This is a genomic window from Martinezella calliandrae (assembly GCF_030272695.1).
In the GTDB taxonomy this organism is placed as follows: Bacteria; Pseudomonadota; Alphaproteobacteria; order Rhizobiales; family Rhizobiaceae; genus Rhizobium; species Rhizobium calliandrae.
Genome location: NZ_JARFYN010000013.1, coordinates 35,469 through 53,575 on the forward strand (window position 1 = coordinate 35,469; position 18,107 = coordinate 53,575).

Genomic DNA, 18,107 nt, shown 5'->3' on the forward strand with positions numbered 1-18,107 from the left:
GAATGACGGGCGGGCACCGGCAACGCATTCTGACGATCCCAGCGGGCCTGCCTTTCCTTAAGACCCTTGCCAGCGCCCTCTGTGATGGCCGACTGACCGAGCACTATCGCCACGATCCGGGTGATCCGCTGTCGCTCGCCAAGGTCACGATATTCCTGCCGACCCGGCGTGCAGCGCGCGTGCTGCGCTCGGAATTCGTCGATCTACTCGGCGGCCGCTCCGCGATCCTGCCGGTGATCCGCCCGCTCGGCGAGACCGATGACGATAGCGGCTACTTCGAAGAGAACCTGCCGGCGACTGCGGATTTGACGCAGCCGCTTGCCAATACGGCGCGACTGCTGGAGCTGGCGCGGCTGATCCTTGCCTGGCGCAACAAGCTGCCGCAAATCGTCCGCGACATTCATTCGGATTCGCCGCTCGTCGCTCCAGCAAGCCCGGCAGACGCCATCTGGTTGGCGCGCAATCTCGCGGAACTCATTGATTCCATCGAGACAGAGGATCGCGATTGGGCGGAGCTTGCAACTCTCAGTGCTGAAGACCATGCGCTCTGGTGGCAACTGACAGCCGAATTCCTGCAGATCGCTAGCGCCTTCTGGCCGGCGCGGCTGGAGGAACTCGGCAAGTCCTCACCCGCACGGAATCGTAATGCCATTCTCCGCGCTGAGGCGCAGCGGCTTGCAACCATGCAGCACGCCGGCCCGATCATCATCGCCGGCTCCACCGGTTCGGTTCCGGCAACGGCGGAACTGATTGCGGCCGTCACCTCCCTACCGCAGGGCGTGATCGTTCTGCCGGGGCTTGACCTCACGATGCCGGAAGAGGACTGGCAATTGGTGGTGCCGGAGTTGAGCGCCGGCGCAAGGATTGATCCGACGACGCGCAGCCATCCCCAATATGGCCTGTCACTGCTGCTGAAGCGGTTGCGTGTCACCCGCAACGACGTCGAAGCCGTTGCCGAGGCGTCCGAGAACATGCAGATGCGGGCGCAGATCCTGTCGCGCGCCCTGGCGCCCGCTAAGGCGACCAGCAGTTGGGGGGCATGGCAAAAAACGCTCGCGCCGGGCACCATCGCACGGGCGTTTGACGACGTTGCCCTGATCGAGGCCGCGAACGAGCGTGAGGAAGCGACTGCGATCGCCATCGCTTTGCGGCTCGCGCTGGAAAAACCCGGGCGCAACGGTGGCGAGAGCCAGGCGGCGCTGATCACGCCCGACCGCAATCTGGCGCGGCGCGTGACGGCGGAGCTGGCGCGCTTCGGCATCATCGCCGACGATTCAGCCGGCACGCCGCTTGCCGCGACGCCGCAAGGCGCGCTGCTGCAATTGCTACTCGAAGCGACGCTTCGTCCCGGCGACGCCGTCGCCATCGTTTCGCTGCTCAAACATCCCCTCGCCCGCTTCGGCCTTTCCCAGGATGCGTTGCAGACCGGCGTCGATGAGCTGGAAATCCTGGCGTTGAGGGGTGGCATCGCCGAGGTCGATATCTGCACGCTGGAATCCCTGCTCGGGCGGCAGCTTGCCGAACAGGCGATGGACCGTCATTCGCCACACTGGCGCAAATCTCTCACTCCGGATGCCGTGGACTGGGCACGCGCACTGGCCCGGCAGGTCGCCCTGGCTTGCGAGCCGTTGGCATCGGCGCTTTCGCGGCAGGCGCCCGACGGCCTCCCCACCCTTTCCGAATGGGCTGAGCGGACAGGCCGCGCCCTGGAGGCCGTCGCCGCGGACGAGCGCGGCAACCTGGTGGGGCTCTGGTCCGGTGAGGCAGGCGATACGCTGGCAAGCATTCTGAAGGAGGTCATCGACACGGATGGTCAGCTCGAAGCCGACGGGCCGCAGTGGATCGACATCATGGCCGCCCTCTCCGCCGGACAAGCTGTCAAACCCCGCGCGCTCAACCACCCGCGCTTGTTTATCTTCGGCACGCTGGAAGCGCGCCTGCAAAGCGTCGATACGCTGGTCCTTGGCGGGCTCAACGAAGGCTCATGGCCGGGGCAGACCGCCAATAATCCCTTCATCTCCCGTATGATGAAGACCGAGATCGGCCTGGAGCCGCCGGAGCGGCGCATCGGTCAGCTTGCCCACGATTTCGAGATGGCGAACGGCACGCGCGACCTGATCTATTCACGCGCGCTGCGACAAGGCTCGACCCCCACGGTGGCTTCCCGTTGGCTTCAGAGGCTTATGGCGCTGGGCGGCGAGACGTTTGCCGGAGAATTGAAGGCGCGCGGCGATCAATACCGTCATTGGGCTGGGATGATCGACGAGGGTGAAAACCAGGGGCCGGCGTTGAGGCCGTCGCCGAAACCGCCTGCCGCGCTGCAGCCAAAAAGCTATTCCTTCAGCGAGGTCGGTCGCCTGCGGCGCGACCCCTACGCGATCTACGCCCGGCGCGTCCTACGGCTCGACCCGATCGCTCCATTCAACCGCGAGCCCGGCCCGGCCGAGCGCGGCACGCTCTATCACAAGATTATCGACCGCTTTGTCCGTGAGGGCCATATCGCCGGAACGCCGGACGCTTCGCAGGCGATGGATCGCATCGTCGCGGAGCTTTTCGACGCCGAACAATTACCCGTTCATATCGACAGCGTCTGGCGGCCGCGCTTCCGCGAAGTCGCACGCGCTTTCCTCGCCTGGGAAGCCGAACGGCGGCCGGAGATCCGCAGGACGGCAACGGAAGTGCCGGCCGGCGTCGAGATCGAGCCGATCGGTATCCGGCTGACCGGCTTCGCCGACCGCATCGACTTCAAAGGCAACAGAGCCGCCGACATCATCGACTACAAGACTGGCTACAATCCCTCATCAGCGCAGGCGCGCGCGCTGCTCGATCCGCAATTGGCATTGGAAGCCTATGCGCTAAACGCTGGCGCTTTCCGCGACGTCGAAGCCCTCGTCCCGGAGAACCTGCTTTATGTCCGGCTCCGACCAGGTGACCGCTTCAAGGTCGATCAGGTCAACAACGAGTTATCGGGCCGCAGCGGCAAGATGGAAACAAAGTCGGCTATGGACTTGGCCGAGGACTCGATGGGCCAGTTCGTCAAGTTCGTCGCCCTGCTGCAATCCGGCGAGAAAGGCTTTACCTCGCGGCTGATCCCCGCCCAGCAATTCGAATATGGCGGCGACTACGATCACCTCGCCCGCGTTTCGGAATGGTCGACGGCAGAAACTGAGCAGGAGGGCGCGGGCGATGAGTAATCTTTCCCCCTACGATCTGGCTGCCCTGCCAAACAGCGACGATCCCGGCGCGTGGATCGGCTGGACGACACTCCAGCAATCCATTGCTTCTGATCCTGATCGCTCAGCCTGGGTCTCGGCCAATGCCGGCTCCGGCAAGACGCATGTACTGACGCAGCGCGTTATCCGCCTGCTCCTCTCCGGTGCACGACCGTCCGCCATTCTGTGCCTGACCTACACCAAGGCCGCCGCTTCGGAGATGTCGAACCGCGTCTTCGACCGGCTCGCTGCCTGGGCGACATTGCCGGACGAGGAGCTGAAAGCGCGGATCGCCGAGATCGAAGGCGCGGAACCAGGCCTCCTCAAACTTGCCGAAGCACGCCGCCTCTTCGCCAAGGCGCTGGAGACGCCGGGCGGATTGAAGATCCAGACAATCCACGCCTTCTGTGAGGCGCTGCTCCATCAATTTCCGCTAGAAGCGAATGTTGCCGGACATTTCTCCGTTCTCGACGATCGTGCTGCAGCGACTTTGCTGGACGATGCCCGCCGGTCGCTGCTGGCAGCGACGCCGCTCCATCAGAACCCAGAGCTTGCCGAAGCGTTCGCCTATGTGCTCGATCTCGGCGACGAATCCGGCCTGGAGACATTGCTTGGCGAGATCGTCGCCAACCGCAACGCCATCCGCCGCTTTACGGAGGAAGCCGAACGGAACGGAGGCATCGAGACCGCCCTGCGCGCCCGGCTCGGCCTTGCTCCTGATGACACGGAAGCGGGAATCGCCGAGCAGTATTGGCCGCTGCCCGACCTTTCTGGCTCGATGCTGGAGCTTTATCTCACGCTCGCCGATCTCAAGGGCGGGGCGAAAGCGCAGGATATTGCCTACGGGCTGCGCCTCGCCAAACGCGAAGCCGATCCGATCGCTCGCGCAGAGGTCCTCGAAAAGGTCATGCTGACCGGCAAGGGCGAGCCGAAATCGGACAGCCAGTTTTTTGTCAAGGCGATGCTGGCCGACGCGCCGGCGCTGCCTTACGCCGTTGCCGCCGCTCGTGCGCATGTCGTCACATGCCGCGATCGGCTGAAGCTGATGCGGATGTATCGCGCCACCCGTGCAGCGCTCGTCCTGGCCGATCGATTGAACCGCGACTACGAAGAATTGAAGAAGCGGCGCAGTCAGCTCGATTTCGAGGACCTGATCACCCGTACCGCCGATCTCCTGACCAAGAAGGATGTCGGGCCCTGGATCCACTACAAGCTGGACCGGGGCATCGACCATATTCTCGTGGACGAGGCGCAAGATACCAGCCCTATCCAATGGAGCGTCATCCAGTCTCTGGCGGAGGATTTTTTCTCCGGCGAAAGCGCTCACCCAACCCTCAGGACGATCTTTGCGGTCGGCGACGAGAAGCAGTCGATCTATTCCTTCCAGGGTGCACGACCCGAGCGTTTTTCCGAGGAAAGCGACCGAACGCGGCGGCGTGTGAATAACGGCGGCCAGCAGTTTTCGTCGATCCGCCTGCCGCTCTCCTTTCGTTCGACGGCCGATGTGCTGGCCGCCGTCGATCATGTTTTCACCGTGCCGGAAAATGCTCGTGGCCTCAGCGCCGTCGCCGAGCCCGTGGTGCACCGCTCCAGCCGTATCGGCCATCCAGGCGCAGTCGATCTCTGGGACATGATCGCGCCGGAGCCGCTGGCGAAGGAGGAAGACTGGACTGCGCCTTTCGATTCGACGCCGGAAAGCGCACCGGCGGCGATCCTGGCGCGACGCATGGCGCAGACGATCGGCAACCTCATTGGCCGCACTGCGATCATCGACAAGGGCAAAGCCCGCTTCATCGAAGCCGGCGACATCCTCGTGCTCGTGCGCAAGCGCGATAGCTTCGTCAATGCGCTGACCCGGGCGTTGAAGCGACGCAACAACATCCCCGTCGCCGGCGCGGACCGCCTGGTGTTGACGAGCCACATCGCCATTCAGGACCTGCTGGCGCTTGGCCGCTTCCTGCTGCTACCGGTAGACGACCTGTCGCTCTGCGCCCTGCTTAAGAGCCCGCTGTTCAATCTCGGCGAAGACGATATTTTTGCAATTGCGGCGTATCGCGACGACAATGAAAGCGTCTGGAGCCATCTGCAGAGATTCGCCGATGACGGCAATGAGCGCTTCCGCAATGCGGTCGACCGGCTGAAGACCTTCCTGGCGCTTTCGAAAAGCCAGTCCGTATATGACTTCTACGCTCGGGTGCTCGGCAGCTTCGGCGGCCGGCGGAAGTTTCTAGCGCGCCTCGGCACGGAAGTCAGCGATATCCTCGATGAATTCCTAACCTTCACGCTGGAGCATGAAACCTCCGGTCTGCCGGGCTTGCAATCCTTCATCTCGACGCTGGAGTTGGAGGCGCCGACGGTGAAGCGCGAACAGGACAAGGGCCGCAACGAGGTGCGAATCATGACGGTGCATGCTTCCAAGGGCCTTGAAGCGCCGATCGTTTTCCTCGTCGATGGCGGGGGCAAGGCCTTTACCCATACGCATTTGCCGAAGTTGCGGCTGATCGAGACGGACAGAGGCGAAATCCCGCTGCCGGTCTGGGTGCCGGTCTCGGCGCTTTCGAATTCACTGACCCAGGCCGATACGACAAGGTTGCAAGCCCTGGCGGAAGAGGAATATCGCCGCCTGCTCTATGTCGGCATGACACGTGCCGCCGACCGGCTGATCATCTGCGGCTATCGCGGCATCCGCGAAAACGCCGATACGTGGCATGCCATGATTTCTGCGGCGCTACGGCAGGATGGCGAGCGTGGCACTCCCGTCAGTTTCGCCGGACCGGACGGCGAATGGCAGGGCCTAAGCTGGCGTGTCACCCAGGTCGAGCGCGGTTTCGAACGCATGGAACAGGCACAGGTGACCGTGGATCGACGAGCGCTGCCGGCCGGCCTCAGCCGGCCGCTGCCGCCGCAGCGAAACCTGCCTCGGCCGCTCAGCCCCTCCGGTGCCGGCACCATTATCGATGACGAGGCCGACAATCTGCTCGTCGCGTCGCCGTTATTCAGCGAAAAGACCAAATCGGATCGCTCTCTGGAAAAGGGCCGTTTCATCCACCGCATGTTGCAGACGCTGCCGGAGATTGCGCCGGCAGATCGCGCCGATGCGGCGCGGCGCTATGCCGAGCGAGCTGCGCGTTTCTGGCCGCAGGCCGAACGCGAAGCGCTGATCAACTCCGTATTGGCGCTGCTGTCACACCCTGAACTGCAATGCGTTTTCAGCGCCCACGCCCAGGCGGAAGTCTCGATCATGGGCACGCTGACCCTCGGCGATCAGAATTATGCGGTGTCCGGTCGTATCGACCGGCTGACCATACTCGACGATCGTGTCGTCATTCTCGACTACAAAACGAATCGCAAGCCGCCAGGCGTCACCGACGAGACTCCTTTCGCTCACCGGGCGCAGCTTGCCATCTATCGCGAGATCCTTTCACCGCTCTATCCCGACAAACGCATCGATTGCGTGCTCGTCTATACTGAGAACGCCTCGATCTGCAGGCTCTCTCAAGAAGCGCTCGCATTGGCGCTTGCAGAGCTCAAAACAAAGTGAAATACCAAATATTGAAATAAGAGCACCGCACCATCACATATCTAGCAACCGCAAATCCTGGTAAGGAGCAGCCTATGGCTACCGTGAAAGTCGATACTTCCAACTTCGCTTCCGAAGTCTTGGAATCCGCAGAGCCTGTCGTCGTAGATTTTTGGGCCGAATGGTGCGGTCCGTGCAAAATGATCGCCCCGGCTTTGGAAGAGCTCGCTGTGCAGTTCGAAGGTAAGGTGAAGGTCGCCAAGCTGAATATCGATGAAAACCCGGAACTGGCTGCGCAGTTCGGCGTTCGCTCGATCCCGACGCTTGCCATGTTCAAGGCTGGTGAAGTTGCCGACATCAAGGTTGGCGCCGCCCCCAAGACCGCCCTGCAGAACTGGATCTCCAGCGCTGCCTAGTTGGTATCGATTAATTTGATTGTCAAAAAGCCCGGCTTGTCCGGGCTTTTTTATTGGCGAGATTTGTTACTTCGGCGGCGTCCCGTTATCGGCAAGGACATCGCCGACAAGATAGAGCGAGCCGCCAATTAGAATGCGCGGAGCGGGCAAATTGGGCACAACCACTTCCTTGATCGCATCCAGTGCCTGGCCGACCGTTGACATCGGCTCCGCTACCAAGCCGGCATCGTAAGCCGCATTTGCCAGAACCACAGGGTCGATCATCGAGTCGCTGCCACGGATCGGCACGCAATAGACCTTTTCCGCCAAGCCGGTGAATGCCTTGAAATAGCCGACGGGATCCTTGGTGTTGATCATGCCGGTGACCAGGAACAGCGGCCGCGGCTGACGCTCTTCGAAATTGGCCATAGCTTCGGCAATGACCTCGCCGGCACCGGGATTGTGGCCGCCATCAACCCAGATTTCCGCGCCTTCGGGCGCATGTGGCAACAAATTGCCGTCCGTCAGACGCTGCAGGCGGCCCGGCCATTCGACCGAGATCATCGCCTTTTCCATCATCGCTTCGGTAACGGCAAAGCCCGCGGCCTTGACGGCACGAATGGCGGCAGCGGCATTGGCATATTGATGCCGGCCCGGCAGGCGCGGCGGCGGCAGGTCGGCAAGACCGAACTCGTCCTGATAAACCAGCCGGCCATATTCCTCATGGGCGGAAAAATCCTGCCCAAAAACCGCGGTCGGGCAGCGCAGCCGCTCGGCGGTGGATATCAGCACGTCAAGGGCTGCATCATATTCCTGATGGCCGATGACGACCGGTCGGCCGTCCTTCATGATTCCCGCCTTCTCGGCCGCGATCAGCTCGACGCGGTCGCCGAGATAAGGCTGGTGATCGAGCGAGATCGGCATGATCACCGAGACGGCCGGATCGGAAATGACGTTGGTGGCGTCGAAACGGCCGCCAAGGCCGACTTCAATGATCGCGGCATCAGCCGGATGCTCGGCAAACAGGATGAAGGTGGCCGCGGTCAGGATCTCGAATACTGTGATCTTCTGGCCGCCATTGGCATCGGCGATGCGCCGAAGCACATCGGCGAAGACCGCATCGTCGACAAGCTCTCCACGGCCGCCCTTGACACCCATGCGGTAGCGCTCATGCCAGTTGACGAGATGCGGCGAAGTATGCACATGCACACTCAGCCCGCCGGCTTCCAGAAGCGCGCGGCAGAAGGCTGTTACCGAGCCCTTACCGTTGGTGCCGGCGACATGGATCACCGGCGGCAACCTTTTATGCGGATTGCCGAGGACGTCGAGCAGCCGGGTGATTCTGTCAAGCGAGAGATCGAAACCTTTGGGATGCAGCCCCATCAGCTTGTCGATTTCCCGTGCTGCCTCGCTTACTGCGGATTGATCCATAGCTGTCATCCCGCACCTCCGCGGCCGTCTGTTTAGATTAGGCGTTCGCCACCATCGGCAGCGTCGCTCCATTCAAGTCCTTCGCCAGCACGTCATTCGCCGGCTTCTTGGTTAGGATCTTCAGAAGCGTAGCCAGGGTATCGGGGATATCGTGGCGTTTAACGACCATGTCGACCATACCGTGCTCGAGCAGGTATTCCGACGTCTGGAAGCCTTCCGGCAGCTTCTCGCGGATCGTCTGTTCGATGACGCGCTTGCCGGCAAAGCAGATTTCCGCACCCGGCTCCGCAAGATGAATATCGCCGAGCATGGCGTAGGAGGCAGTGACGCCGCCCGTCGTCGGGTTGGTCAACACCACGATATAGGGCTGGCCGGCTTCTTTCAGCATGTCGACGGCAACCGTCGTGCGAGGCAGCTGCATCAGGGAGAGAATGCCTTCCTGCATGCGCGCGCCGCCAGATGCTGGGAACATAACCAGCGGGCACTTTTCAGCAATGGCGCGTTCGAACGCCTTCACGATCGCTTCGCCGGCGGCAATGCCGAGTGAGCCGCCCATGAAATTGAATTCATGCACGACTGCGACGAGCTTCAGGCCTTGAACTTTGCCGACGCCGGCGAGAATCGTGTCTTCCTGCTCCGTCTTGACGCGGCTGTCCTTCAAGCGGTCGGTATATTTCTTCGAATCCCGGAACTTCAGTGGGTCCTGCGCGACCTTGGGCTGAGGCAGCGCTTCGTATTCACCATTGTCGAAGAGATCGACAAGGCGGGCCTTGGCCGGCATCTTCATGTGGAAGCCGGAGGCGGGAATGACCCATTTATTGTCTTCCAAATCCTTGTGGAAGACCATTTCACCAGTCTCCGGGCACTTGATCCAGAGATTTTCCGGCACTTCGCGACGGCCCAGCATGGAATTGATCCGCGGGCGAACGTAATTCGTGATCCAGTTCAATTCGAAAACTCCTGATCGACTGAATTAACCGATATCGTAGTCGACACCTAATGCGCAGAGGCCATTTCTTCAACCGACTCCGATTGAAGACCTCTGCTTATGTGGGAAAACTATTCGGCGGCAACAAGGCGTGCCGAACGCGTTCCCGTCGACAGGCCGCGCACCAGCGTCGCGACCGCCTGGATGGTGTCGGCGCTCGCCTTGCCGTCCTTGGTCAGGCTGGTGGCGATCTGGTTGACGATCGCCGTACCGACAACGACGCCATCGGCGGAAGCGCCGATCAATTTGGCATGTTCGGCCGTCTTGACGCCGAAGCCGACGCAAACCGGAAGATCGGTGTGCTGCTTGATGCGCTTGACGGCGCCGGAGACGAGCGACGGGTTCGGCAGGGCCGAACCGGTGATGCCGTTCATCGAGACATAATAGACGAAGCCGGACGTGTTGTTGAGCACGGTCGGTAGGCGCTTGTCGTCGGTAGTCGGCGTCGCCAGGCGGATGAAGTTGATGCCCTTGCGGATCGCCGGGACGCAGAGCTCGTCATCCATTTCCGGCGGCAGGTCGACAACGATCAGGCCATCAATGCCGGCCGCAAGCGCGTCATCGAGGAATTTTTCAACGCCATAGATGTAGATCGGATTGTAGTAACCCATCATCACGATTGGCGTATCGGCATCCGTCCTGCGGAAATCGGTCGCGAGCTGCAGCGTCTTTTTGAGCGTCTGGCCGGCCTTGAGGGCGCGCTGGCCGGCGAGCTGGATCGCCGGGCCGTCGGCCATCGGATCGGAGAAGGGCATGCCCAGCTCGATGACATCTGCGCCGGCTACCGGAAGTGCCTTCATGATGCCAAGCGAGGTCTCGTAGTCGGGATCGCCGCCCATGAAATAGGTGACGAGCGCCGGGCGGCCTTCTGCCTTCAGAGCGGCGAAGCGTTTTTCCATACGTGCGGTCATAGTATCTAACTCACATTCCCAGAATCTTGCCGACGGTGAAGATGTCCTTGTCGCCGCGACCAGAGAGATTCATCAGGATAATCTCGTCCTTGCCCATCTTCGGGGCGCGCTTGATGACTTCGGCGAGCGCATGGCTCGGCTCCAGCGCCGGGATGATGCCTTCGAGGCGCGTCAGCGTCTGGAATGCTTCCAGCGCCTCATGATCCATGATCGGCACATATTCCGCGCGGCCGATATCGTTCAGCCAGGAATGTTCCGGGCCGATGCCGGGATAGTCAAGGCCGGCCGAAATTGAGTGGCCTTCCTTGATCTGTCCGTCGCCGTCCTGCAGCAGGTAAGTGCGGTTGCCATGCAGCACGCCTGGCGCCCCCGCGGTGATCGAGGCGCAATGCTCGTCGCCCTGCAGGCCCTTGCCTCCGGCTTCGACGCCGACGATCTTCACGCCGTCGTCGTCAAGGAAGGGATGGAAAATGCCGATCGCGTTCGAACCGCCGCCGACGGCAGCGATGACGAGATCCGGCAAGCGGCCTTCGGCCTCCAGAATCTGCGCTCTGGCTTCCGTGCCGATTACCGATTGGAAGTCGCGGACCATTTCCGGATAGGGATGCGGACCGGCGGCAGTGCCGATCAGGTAATAGGTGTTTTCGACATTTGTTACCCAATCGCGAAGCGCTTCATTCATTGCGTCTTTCAGCGTGCCGCTACCAGCCGTCACCGGAATGACCTCAGCGCCGAGGAGCTTCATGCGGAAGACATTCGGTGCCTGGCGCTCGACGTCGGTCGCGCCCATGTAGACGACGCAAGGCAGTCCGAAGCGGGCAGCAACCGTCGCGGAAGCGACGCCATGTTGGCCGGCGCCGGTCTCGGCGATGATGCGGGTTTTGCCCATGCGCTTGGCCAGCAGGATCTGGCCGATGCAATTGTTGATCTTGTGCGAACCTGTGTGGTTCAGCTCCTCGCGCTTGAAATATATCTTAGCGCCACCAAGCTCGGCCGTCAGGCGCTCGGCAAAATAAAGCGGGCTCGGCCGGCCGATATAGTGGGTGCCGAGCGATTTCAACTCCGCCTGGAAGGTCGGATCACTTTTCGCCTTGTTCCATTCCTCCTGCAGATCCAGAATCAGCGGCATCAGCGTTTCGGCTACGAAACGGCCGCCGTAGATGCCGAAACGACCGTCCTCATCGGGGCCGGCGCGGAAGGAATTCAGTTTTGGCGTCTGGTTCACTCTCTACTCCCTGTTGCCGGTTGCGGCACGCATGCTTCTGCAAAAGCGTCAAAAAACTGGTCGATCTTGTTCAGATCCTTCACGCCCGGCGCGCTTTCGAGAGCGGAGGAAAGATCAATGCCCGTAGCCTTGGTTGATGCCATCGCCTGAGCGACATTGTCCTTGTTTACGCCGCCCGACAGCATGTAGTCGACCCGATCGTCGAGCCAGGTCATCAGGCTCCAATCGAAAGGCACGCCGTTTCCCCCCGGCAGCTCCGAACCAGCGGGCGGCTTAGCATCGAACAGGAAGCGGTCGGCAATGCCGATATAGGATTCCACCCGCTTCAGATCGTCGGCGGTGCGCACCGACATCGCCTTCATAACCGCGACATTATAGACCGCTTTGATGGTCAGTACACGCTCCGGGCTCTCGTTGCCGTGGAGCTGCAGCATATCCGGCTTTACCAGTGACATGATCTCGTCGAGATCGTCATTGGTGGGATTGACCGTCACGGCGACGATCTTTGCCTTGCCGCGCGCGCGTTGCGCCAGCTGGCCGGCGAGATCGGGCTCGATATAGCGCGGGCTCTTTTCGAAGAAGATAAAGCCGATATGGGTAGCGCCGCGCTCAAGAGCGCGATCCACCGCTTCCGGCGTCTTCAGACCACAAATTTTGATATCGGGGTTCATGGCAGCGGAGTGACACGAAAATTCAAAAGAGTCGAGCCTAAACGCGACAAACGGGGAATTTTACGCTGTTAAAGCGAAGGTTATCGGGTGGGCCTTTTGGGAGGCCGGAGCGCCGATGCGGCGGGAGACTATCGGTGCCCGGGGGTTGATGCTATGACTACTTTAGCGAGATTAAAACAGAAGCGTAGCGGGACGAACGTGAATGTCGACAGCAGTCGCCATCCTCGGCGGGGTTGGGCTCTTTCTGCTCGGCATGGCCGTCATGACCGACGGCCTAAAGACCATGGCGGGATCAGCTTTGCGCATCGCGCTGGGCACTGCGGCGGCGACGCCGCTCTCGGGCGCTTTCTGGGGCGCGATCGTCACGCTGCTCGTGCAATCGTCGAGCGCGGTGACGATGACGACGATCGGCCTCGTCAATGCAGGGCTTTTAACCTTTCCGCAGGGCCTTGGGCTCGTCTTCGGCGCCAATGTCGGTACGACGGGAACGGGCTGGCTGGTGGCGCTGATCGGCGTGCGCGTCTCGCTTTCGACCTATGCACTGCCAATGATCTTTATCGGCGCACTGGCCAAGCTGCTGGGCGGCGGGCGGATCGCGGCGGCCGGCAGCGCTCTTGCGGGCTTCGCGCTGGTGCTTTACGGGCTAACGACGCTGCAGCAGGGCATGGGTGGTCTTGCGGAGAGCCTGCATCCGTCTGACCTACCTGCAGTGCTTGGGGCGCCGGGCGTTGGCTGGGTGGCCGGCTTCGTTGGCCTCATGGCACTCATCGTCATTGGTTTGGCGATGACCGCGGTTATGCAGTCCTCGACAGCCGCGATCGCCGTCACCATTTCGGCCTTCTATGCCGGGGCGGTGGGTTTGGAGCAAGGCGCAGCGCTTATCATCGGTCAGAATATCGGCACGGCGACGAGTTCAGCATTGGCGGCCATAGGTGCCAGCACTACCGCCAAGCGCCTGGCTCTTGCCTATATCCTGTTCAAGATTATAGCGGCGCTAATCGCGATCATCGCCTTTCCGTTCACCGCCGCGCTGATGAACGGTTTCTCTGCGTCGGTCGACGGAATGACGCTGCTTGCCGCCTATCATACGGCCTACAACGTCGTCGGCGTCGCGGTGCTCCTTCCGGCAACCCAGTGGTTCACCAGCGTCGTCGAGCGCCTGCTGCCCTCGAAGCAGACGGGGCTGCAGCGCGCGCTCGATCCAAGCGCGCTCGCCAGCCCGGTAATCGCTGTCGAGACAGTGCGGCGTATCTTGGCGGATATCCTCGAAAAAATCGCTGCCTCGATATCCGCGGCACTTTCGAGTGGTAGAGCCGACCCCGCGGCTCAGGGCGCTGCGGCGGCCGTCACACTCGGCGAGGTGCGGGATTTCCTTTCCGAATTGAAGGAGCCGCCTGAGACGGAAGCTGAGCGGCTGCGCATGACGAGCATGCTGCATGCACTTGATCACGCCTCGCGCCTCGTGGAAGTTTTGGCCGAGGGTGAGTTCCCCCGTCTGCCGACCGAAGCACCCCTTGACCGTCGTGCTGCCGAGCTTTGCGCAGGGGCTATGCGCGCCGCGCAGGCGGTTGGTCGCTCGATTGCCGCCGAATCGGCCCTTAGTGCGCAGGCCGCGCCCATTGGCTGGAACGTTTCTTCCGAGATCGTCGCGACGCTTTGTGACGCGGAGGGCGCGGCAAGAGAACTCAGCGACTTGAAACGGGACCATCGCGCCACAACGTTGGCCTCCGTCGCACCGCGAAAGCTGGTTGCTGCGGATGCCTTCGCGCGGATCGATGCCGTCAGGCGGCTCGACCGGATCGCACACCATGCCTGGCGGTCTGCGGCGCATCTTCTGGGACGCGGAGAACAACCAGGACCTGTGGAATAGGTGGGGAACGCGCGGCGCTCAATCGAAGTCGATCGCGTGCAACTGGCTGCCATGGCGCTTCAGCCAGGCCTTAGCCTCATCCATTTCAGGGCAGAGCTTGCGGCAGAGCGACCAGAAGCGTGGGCCATGGTTCATTTCGCGCAAGTGCGCGACCTCGTGAGCGGCCAGATAGTCGATCACCAGCGGCGGCGCCATGACGATGCGCCAGGAGAAGCTCAGGTTTCCTACGGAGGAGCAGGAACCCCAGCGGCTGCGCGTATCCTTCATGCTGATGGAGGATACCGTCGCCCGTATCGCCTTTGCGTGCACCGCTACCAGCTTTTCCAGATCGGCACGCGCCTCCTTCTTGAGAAAGGTCGCAATGCGCCGGCCGGCGTGTTCCGGCAAGCCGCTGACGCACAGAACTGGCAGGCCGTCAACAGTCACCGCCTCGGTCAGGCCGCGCAAGCTGCCGGTGTGTTCGATCCGATGGCGGACACCGCGCAAAAGGATTTCGCCGCCGCTCTGAAGGCTGCCTCCGGTGGAGAATTTCGCAAGCTTGGTCAGCAACCAGCCCTGATGGCGATCGAGAAAGGCATTGACCTCTCGGGCCGCCAGGCCACGCGGAATGGTCATCTTCAGCGCCCTTCCACCGGGCTCGATCCTGAGCGTGATTCGTGTCGCCCGCTCGTGCTGCCTAATCGTCAGGGGCATCAACCTGCCTGCCACCTCCAATGTGCGCGTTTCCGGCGCGGGCGGCTTGGCAGCAGGTCGGCGGGCTCTGGACAGAAGCGGAAACATGAAAAGCAGCTTTATACGATTCGTGCGAATATCTGACAAAGAAAAACCGGCATCGCCGGATGCCGGTTTGAATGGGAAGCGGCCTGCGTTACGGCGTCTGGGGCTCGGAAGCCGGGCCGTTGTCATCACTGCGCTTGACGTTGTTACGGTCGCGCATGAAACGGTCGAACTCTTCCTGATCCTTGGCGCGGCGGAGTTCGCGAACATAAGTGTCGAACTCGGCGCGCATTTCATCAAGTTTGCGGCGCTCCTCCTCGAGGCGCTCCAGCTCCGCCCGGCGCCAATCGTCGAAGGCGACGTTGCCGGTGGAAAAATGCTGGCGATAACGACCTCGGTGGCGGCCGCAGCCGCCAAACAATCCGTCGGCCCTCTGGTTCACATCCCTTTTGAATTCTCTCAGGCGTTCGCCGAAGAGAATATAGGCAAGCATGGCGAGACCCAGAGGCCAGAAGACCACGAAGCCAAGGATCATCAGGGCAATGGTAGCCGGAGTCCAATCCGGGCGAAGCAATGCTGACTGGTGGTTCATCGTGAGGTATCCTCGCAATAAGGCGGCCCGGCCACATGCCGAACCGCTGGAATCGAGATGGTAACCTCTTCGTGAGCCTTCAATGCCATTTGCCCGTAAAATCGGACAAGCCCTTGAATCCGGCCCAATAATTCAACAAAAGCTAATTCTTTGCAATTTCAGGCGGATTTGCCGCCTTTGATCACGCGCTTGACGACCGGCCTGCCGGCACGGGCATGTTCGCGGGTGAAAGCGACGATGCGCGGCGCGATTTCACGGCGAAAACGCGAGCCATTGAAGACACCGTAGTGGCCGACATCGGGCTGCAGATAATGCATCCGCATATCATCGGGAATGTTGGTGCAGATGGTCTGCGCCGCCTCGGTCTGGCCGACCCCTGAAATGTCGTCGTTTTCGCCTTCGACCGTCAGCAGCGCGACATTGCGGATCGCTGCGGGATCGACCCGTTGGCCACGATGCGTCAGCTCGCCCTTCGGCAGCGCATGTTTAATGAACACCTGATCGACGGTCTGGAGATAGAACTCCGCCGTCAGATCCATAACCGCCAGATATTCGTCGTAGAAATCGCGGTGCTTCTCGGGCTCGCCGTCGTTCTTAACGAGGTGCATGAAGAAGTCCTTGTGCGCGATCATGTGCCGGTCGAGATTCATGGACATAAAGCCGGAGAGCTGCAGGAAGCCCGGATAGACCGGACGCATGAAGCCTGGCTGCGGCCAAGGCACGCCCATGATGACATTGTCGGAGAACCATTCCAGCGGCCTATTCTTGGCGAGCTGGTTGACCGCCGTCGGATTGATGCGCGTATCGATCGGGCCGCCCATCAGCGTCATCGACGAGGGCGCCAGCGGATCGCCGGCCGCTTCCATTACCGCGGTTGCGGCCAGAACCGGCACGGAGGGCTGACAGACGGCGATGACATGGGTATCCGGCCCAAGAAGATGTAGCATCTCGATGACGTAATCGATGTAATCTTCCAGATCGAAAGTGCCTTCGGTCATCGGCACCATGCGGGCGTCGATCCAATCGGTGATATAGATATCGGCGCTCGGCAAGAGAGCGTCCACGGTGCCGCGAAGCAGCGTTGCATAATGGCCCGACATCGGTGCAACGATCAGGATACGCGGATCACTGCCATGGCCGGCAGGCAGGCTGCGCTCGAAATGGATCAGCTTGCAGAAAGGCTTCTTCCAGACGATCTTTTCATGGACCGAAACCGGCTTGCCGTCGATCGAGGTTTCGTGAAGCCCGAATTCCGGTTTGCCGTAGCGTCGGGTGGTGCGCTCGAAAACTTCGAGACTTGCCGTCACCGTGCGGCCAAAAATCGTATGGGACAGGGGATTGAGTGGATTGGCATAGGCCAGGCGCATCATGTCGGCAGCAGCGCGGAAGGGTGCGAGGGCAGCATGATTGAGTTCATAGAGCTGATAAAACATTGGAAGCATTACCTTTCGAGGTGATCAGACGAAGAACGCTCCCCACATGCGCCGCCTCATCCTTTAAGCTCTTACTATCGAGACTAACAGTTTTTGTTGCAGGGCAACATAAGTCTTTCGGACTCTTGCCATGTAAAAATGTCGGAGAATCGCTCCTCCGACATCAAGAATGGTCTCAAAACGTTAAAGTTCCTGACCGTGCACGTTCATCAAACGTCGGCGAGGAAGGTTTGGCGCTGCGTGCCGAGGCCTTCCATGCCGAGTTCGACGACGTCGCCCGCCTTCAGATACTGCGGCGGCTTCATGCCCATGCCAACGCCTGGAGGCGTGCCGGTGGAGATGACATCGCCTGGATGCAGCGACATGAACTGGCTGAGATAGGCGACAAGGTAAGCAACGCCGTAGACCATGGTCTTGGTCGAGCCGTTCTGCATCATCTTGCCGTTGACCTTCAGCCACATGCCGAGGTTCTGCGGATCGGCGACTTCGTCCTTGGTGACGAGCCAGGGGCCGATCGGCCCGAAGGTGTCGCAGGACTTGCCCTTGGTCCACTGTCCGGAACGCTCGGTCTGGAAAGCGCGTTCGGAGACATCATGCGAGACGCAATAGCCCGCCACGTAATCCAGCGCATCGGCTTGGCTAACATATTTTGCAGTCTTGCCGATCACCACGCCGAGCTCGACTTCCCAATCGGTCTTTTCCGAGCCGCGCGGGATCAGCACATTGTCGTTCGGACCGACGATGGCCGAGGTGGCCTTCATGAAGATGATCGGCTCCGGCGGCACCGTGGCGCCAGTTTCGGCGGCGTGATCGGAGAAGTTTAGACCGATGCAGATGAACTTGCCGGTGCCTGCGACGCAAGCGCCGATACGACCCTCGGCGAGTTCCGGCAGGCTCTTCGGATCAAGCGCGGCGATCTTCGCCAGGCCGGCGGGCGAGATCGCCTCACCGCCGATATCGGCGATATGAGCGGAGAGATCGCGGATCTTGCCGTCGCTATCCAGAAGCGCCGGCTTTTCCTTGCCGGCATCGCCAACACGCAACAATTTCATAGGTCTTCCTTCCTTGGATCTGCAAAAACTATCGGTTTGATCGGCATGATCCTGCTCCAAAGCGCCGCGCTTTTCGGATCATACCCAGTA

At 61.3% G+C, this 18,107-nt stretch carries 13 protein-coding genes; 4 read left to right on the forward strand and 9 right to left on the reverse strand.

The window, feature by feature from the left end; all coding sequences use genetic code 11:
* Positions 1-2: 2 nt before the first annotated feature.
* From addB to trxA, 3 genes are all read left to right on the forward strand, one after another.
* The gene (addB, locus tag PY650_RS12265) at positions 3-3,194 is read left to right on the forward strand and encodes a double-strand break repair protein AddB (RefSeq protein ID WP_285879537.1); all 3,192 of its coding nucleotides are present in this window, start codon (positions 3-5) and stop codon (positions 3,192-3,194) included.
* Positions 3,187-6,753 carry a double-strand break repair helicase AddA gene (gene addA / locus PY650_RS12270; RefSeq protein WP_285879538.1) on the forward strand — a complete coding sequence of 1,189 codons (3,567 nt, stop codon included), beginning with the start codon at positions 3,187-3,189 and terminating at the stop codon, positions 6,751-6,753. The genes addB and addA overlap by 8 nt, the downstream gene beginning before the upstream one ends.
* Positions 6,754-6,827: 74 nt before the next feature.
* A complete protein-coding gene (trxA, locus tag PY650_RS12275; protein ID WP_285868818.1) occupies positions 6,828-7,148 on the forward strand; it encodes a thioredoxin in 321 nt (106 codons plus the stop codon).
* A 66-nt stretch (positions 7,149-7,214) separates the two neighbouring features.
* Here trxA and PY650_RS12280 read toward each other — a convergent pair whose 3' ends face one another.
* From PY650_RS12280 to PY650_RS12300, 5 genes are all read right to left on the reverse strand, one after another.
* Positions 7,215-8,567, reverse strand: coding sequence for a bifunctional folylpolyglutamate synthase/dihydrofolate synthase (locus PY650_RS12280; protein ID WP_285879539.1), 1,353 nt, complete (start codon positions 8,565-8,567; stop codon positions 7,215-7,217).
* A gap of 28 nt (positions 8,568-8,595) precedes the next feature.
* Positions 8,596-9,507 carry an acetyl-CoA carboxylase, carboxyltransferase subunit beta gene (gene accD, locus PY650_RS12285; RefSeq protein WP_285879540.1) on the reverse strand — a complete coding sequence of 304 codons (912 nt, stop codon included), beginning with the start codon at positions 9,505-9,507 and terminating at the stop codon, positions 8,596-8,598.
* Positions 9,508-9,617: 110 nt separating this feature from the next.
* Entirely contained in the window at positions 9,618-10,457 is an 840-nt protein-coding gene (trpA, locus tag PY650_RS12290; protein ID WP_285879541.1) for a tryptophan synthase subunit alpha, read from the reverse strand.
* 10 nt (positions 10,458-10,467) lie between these two features.
* Positions 10,468-11,682 (reverse strand): tryptophan synthase subunit beta, encoded by a 1,215-nt coding sequence (gene trpB, locus PY650_RS12295; RefSeq protein ID WP_285879543.1) that lies wholly within the window; start codon positions 11,680-11,682, stop codon positions 10,468-10,470.
* Positions 11,679-12,353 (reverse strand): phosphoribosylanthranilate isomerase, encoded by a 675-nt coding sequence (locus tag PY650_RS12300; RefSeq protein WP_285879544.1) that lies wholly within the window; start codon positions 12,351-12,353, stop codon positions 11,679-11,681. Before PY650_RS12300 ends, trpB begins: the two co-directional genes overlap by 4 nt.
* A 202-nt stretch (positions 12,354-12,555) precedes the next feature.
* Here PY650_RS12300 and PY650_RS12305 point away from each other — a divergent pair, with 202 nt between their 5' ends.
* Positions 12,556-14,223: a Na/Pi cotransporter family protein gene (locus PY650_RS12305; protein WP_285879545.1), complete on the forward strand. Its 1,668-nt coding sequence runs from the start codon at positions 12,556-12,558 to the stop codon at positions 14,221-14,223.
* Positions 14,224-14,241: 18 nt separating this feature from the next.
* On the opposite strand, the gene PY650_RS12310 is transcribed toward PY650_RS12305, so the two are convergent.
* The 4 genes from PY650_RS12310 to PY650_RS12325 form a co-directional block, all read right to left on the reverse strand.
* On the reverse strand, positions 14,242-15,003 hold the full coding sequence (locus PY650_RS12310) for a M48 family metallopeptidase (protein WP_285879546.1): 762 nt from the start codon (positions 15,001-15,003) through the stop codon (positions 14,242-14,244).
* A gap of 88 nt (positions 15,004-15,091) precedes the next feature.
* Positions 15,092-15,532, reverse strand: coding sequence for a DUF2852 domain-containing protein (locus PY650_RS12315; RefSeq protein WP_285879547.1), 441 nt, complete (start codon positions 15,530-15,532; stop codon positions 15,092-15,094).
* A 158-nt stretch (positions 15,533-15,690) separates the two neighbouring features.
* Entirely contained in the window at positions 15,691-16,965 is a 1,275-nt protein-coding gene (gene phaZ, locus PY650_RS12320) for a polyhydroxyalkanoate depolymerase (RefSeq protein WP_285879549.1), read from the reverse strand.
* A gap of 209 nt (positions 16,966-17,174) precedes the next feature.
* A complete protein-coding gene (locus PY650_RS12325) occupies positions 17,175-18,017 on the reverse strand; it encodes a fumarylacetoacetate hydrolase family protein (protein WP_285879550.1) in 843 nt (280 codons plus the stop codon).
* Positions 18,018-18,107 lie beyond the last annotated feature (90 nt).

Coding starts and splice junctions, on each gene's coding strand:
- addB (WP_285879537.1), top strand. CDS start 3: ATGACGGGCGGGCACCGGCAACGCATTCTGACGATCCCAGCGGGCCTG.
- addA (WP_285879538.1), top strand. CDS start 3,187: ATGAGTAATCTTTCCCCCTACGATCTGGCTGCCCTGCCAAACAGCGAC.
- trxA (WP_285868818.1), top strand. CDS start 6,828: ATGGCTACCGTGAAAGTCGATACTTCCAACTTCGCTTCCGAAGTCTTG.
- PY650_RS12280 (WP_285879539.1), bottom strand. CDS start 8,567: ATGACAGCTATGGATCAATCCGCAGTAAGCGAGGCAGCACGGGAAATC.
- trpA (WP_285879541.1), bottom strand. CDS start 10,457: ATGACCGCACGTATGGAAAAACGCTTCGCCGCTCTGAAGGCAGAAGGC.
- PY650_RS12300 (WP_285879544.1), bottom strand. CDS start 12,353: ATGAACCCCGATATCAAAATTTGTGGTCTGAAGACGCCGGAAGCGGTG.
- PY650_RS12305 (WP_285879545.1), top strand. CDS start 12,556: ATGTCGACAGCAGTCGCCATCCTCGGCGGGGTTGGGCTCTTTCTGCTC.
- PY650_RS12310 (WP_285879546.1), bottom strand. CDS start 15,003: ATGTTTCCGCTTCTGTCCAGAGCCCGCCGACCTGCTGCCAAGCCGCCC.
- PY650_RS12315 (WP_285879547.1), bottom strand. CDS start 15,532: ATGAACCACCAGTCAGCATTGCTTCGCCCGGATTGGACTCCGGCTACC.
- phaZ (WP_285879549.1), bottom strand. CDS start 16,965: ATGTTTTATCAGCTCTATGAACTCAATCATGCTGCCCTCGCACCCTTC.
- PY650_RS12325 (WP_285879550.1), bottom strand. CDS start 18,017: ATGAAATTGTTGCGTGTTGGCGATGCCGGCAAGGAAAAGCCGGCGCTT.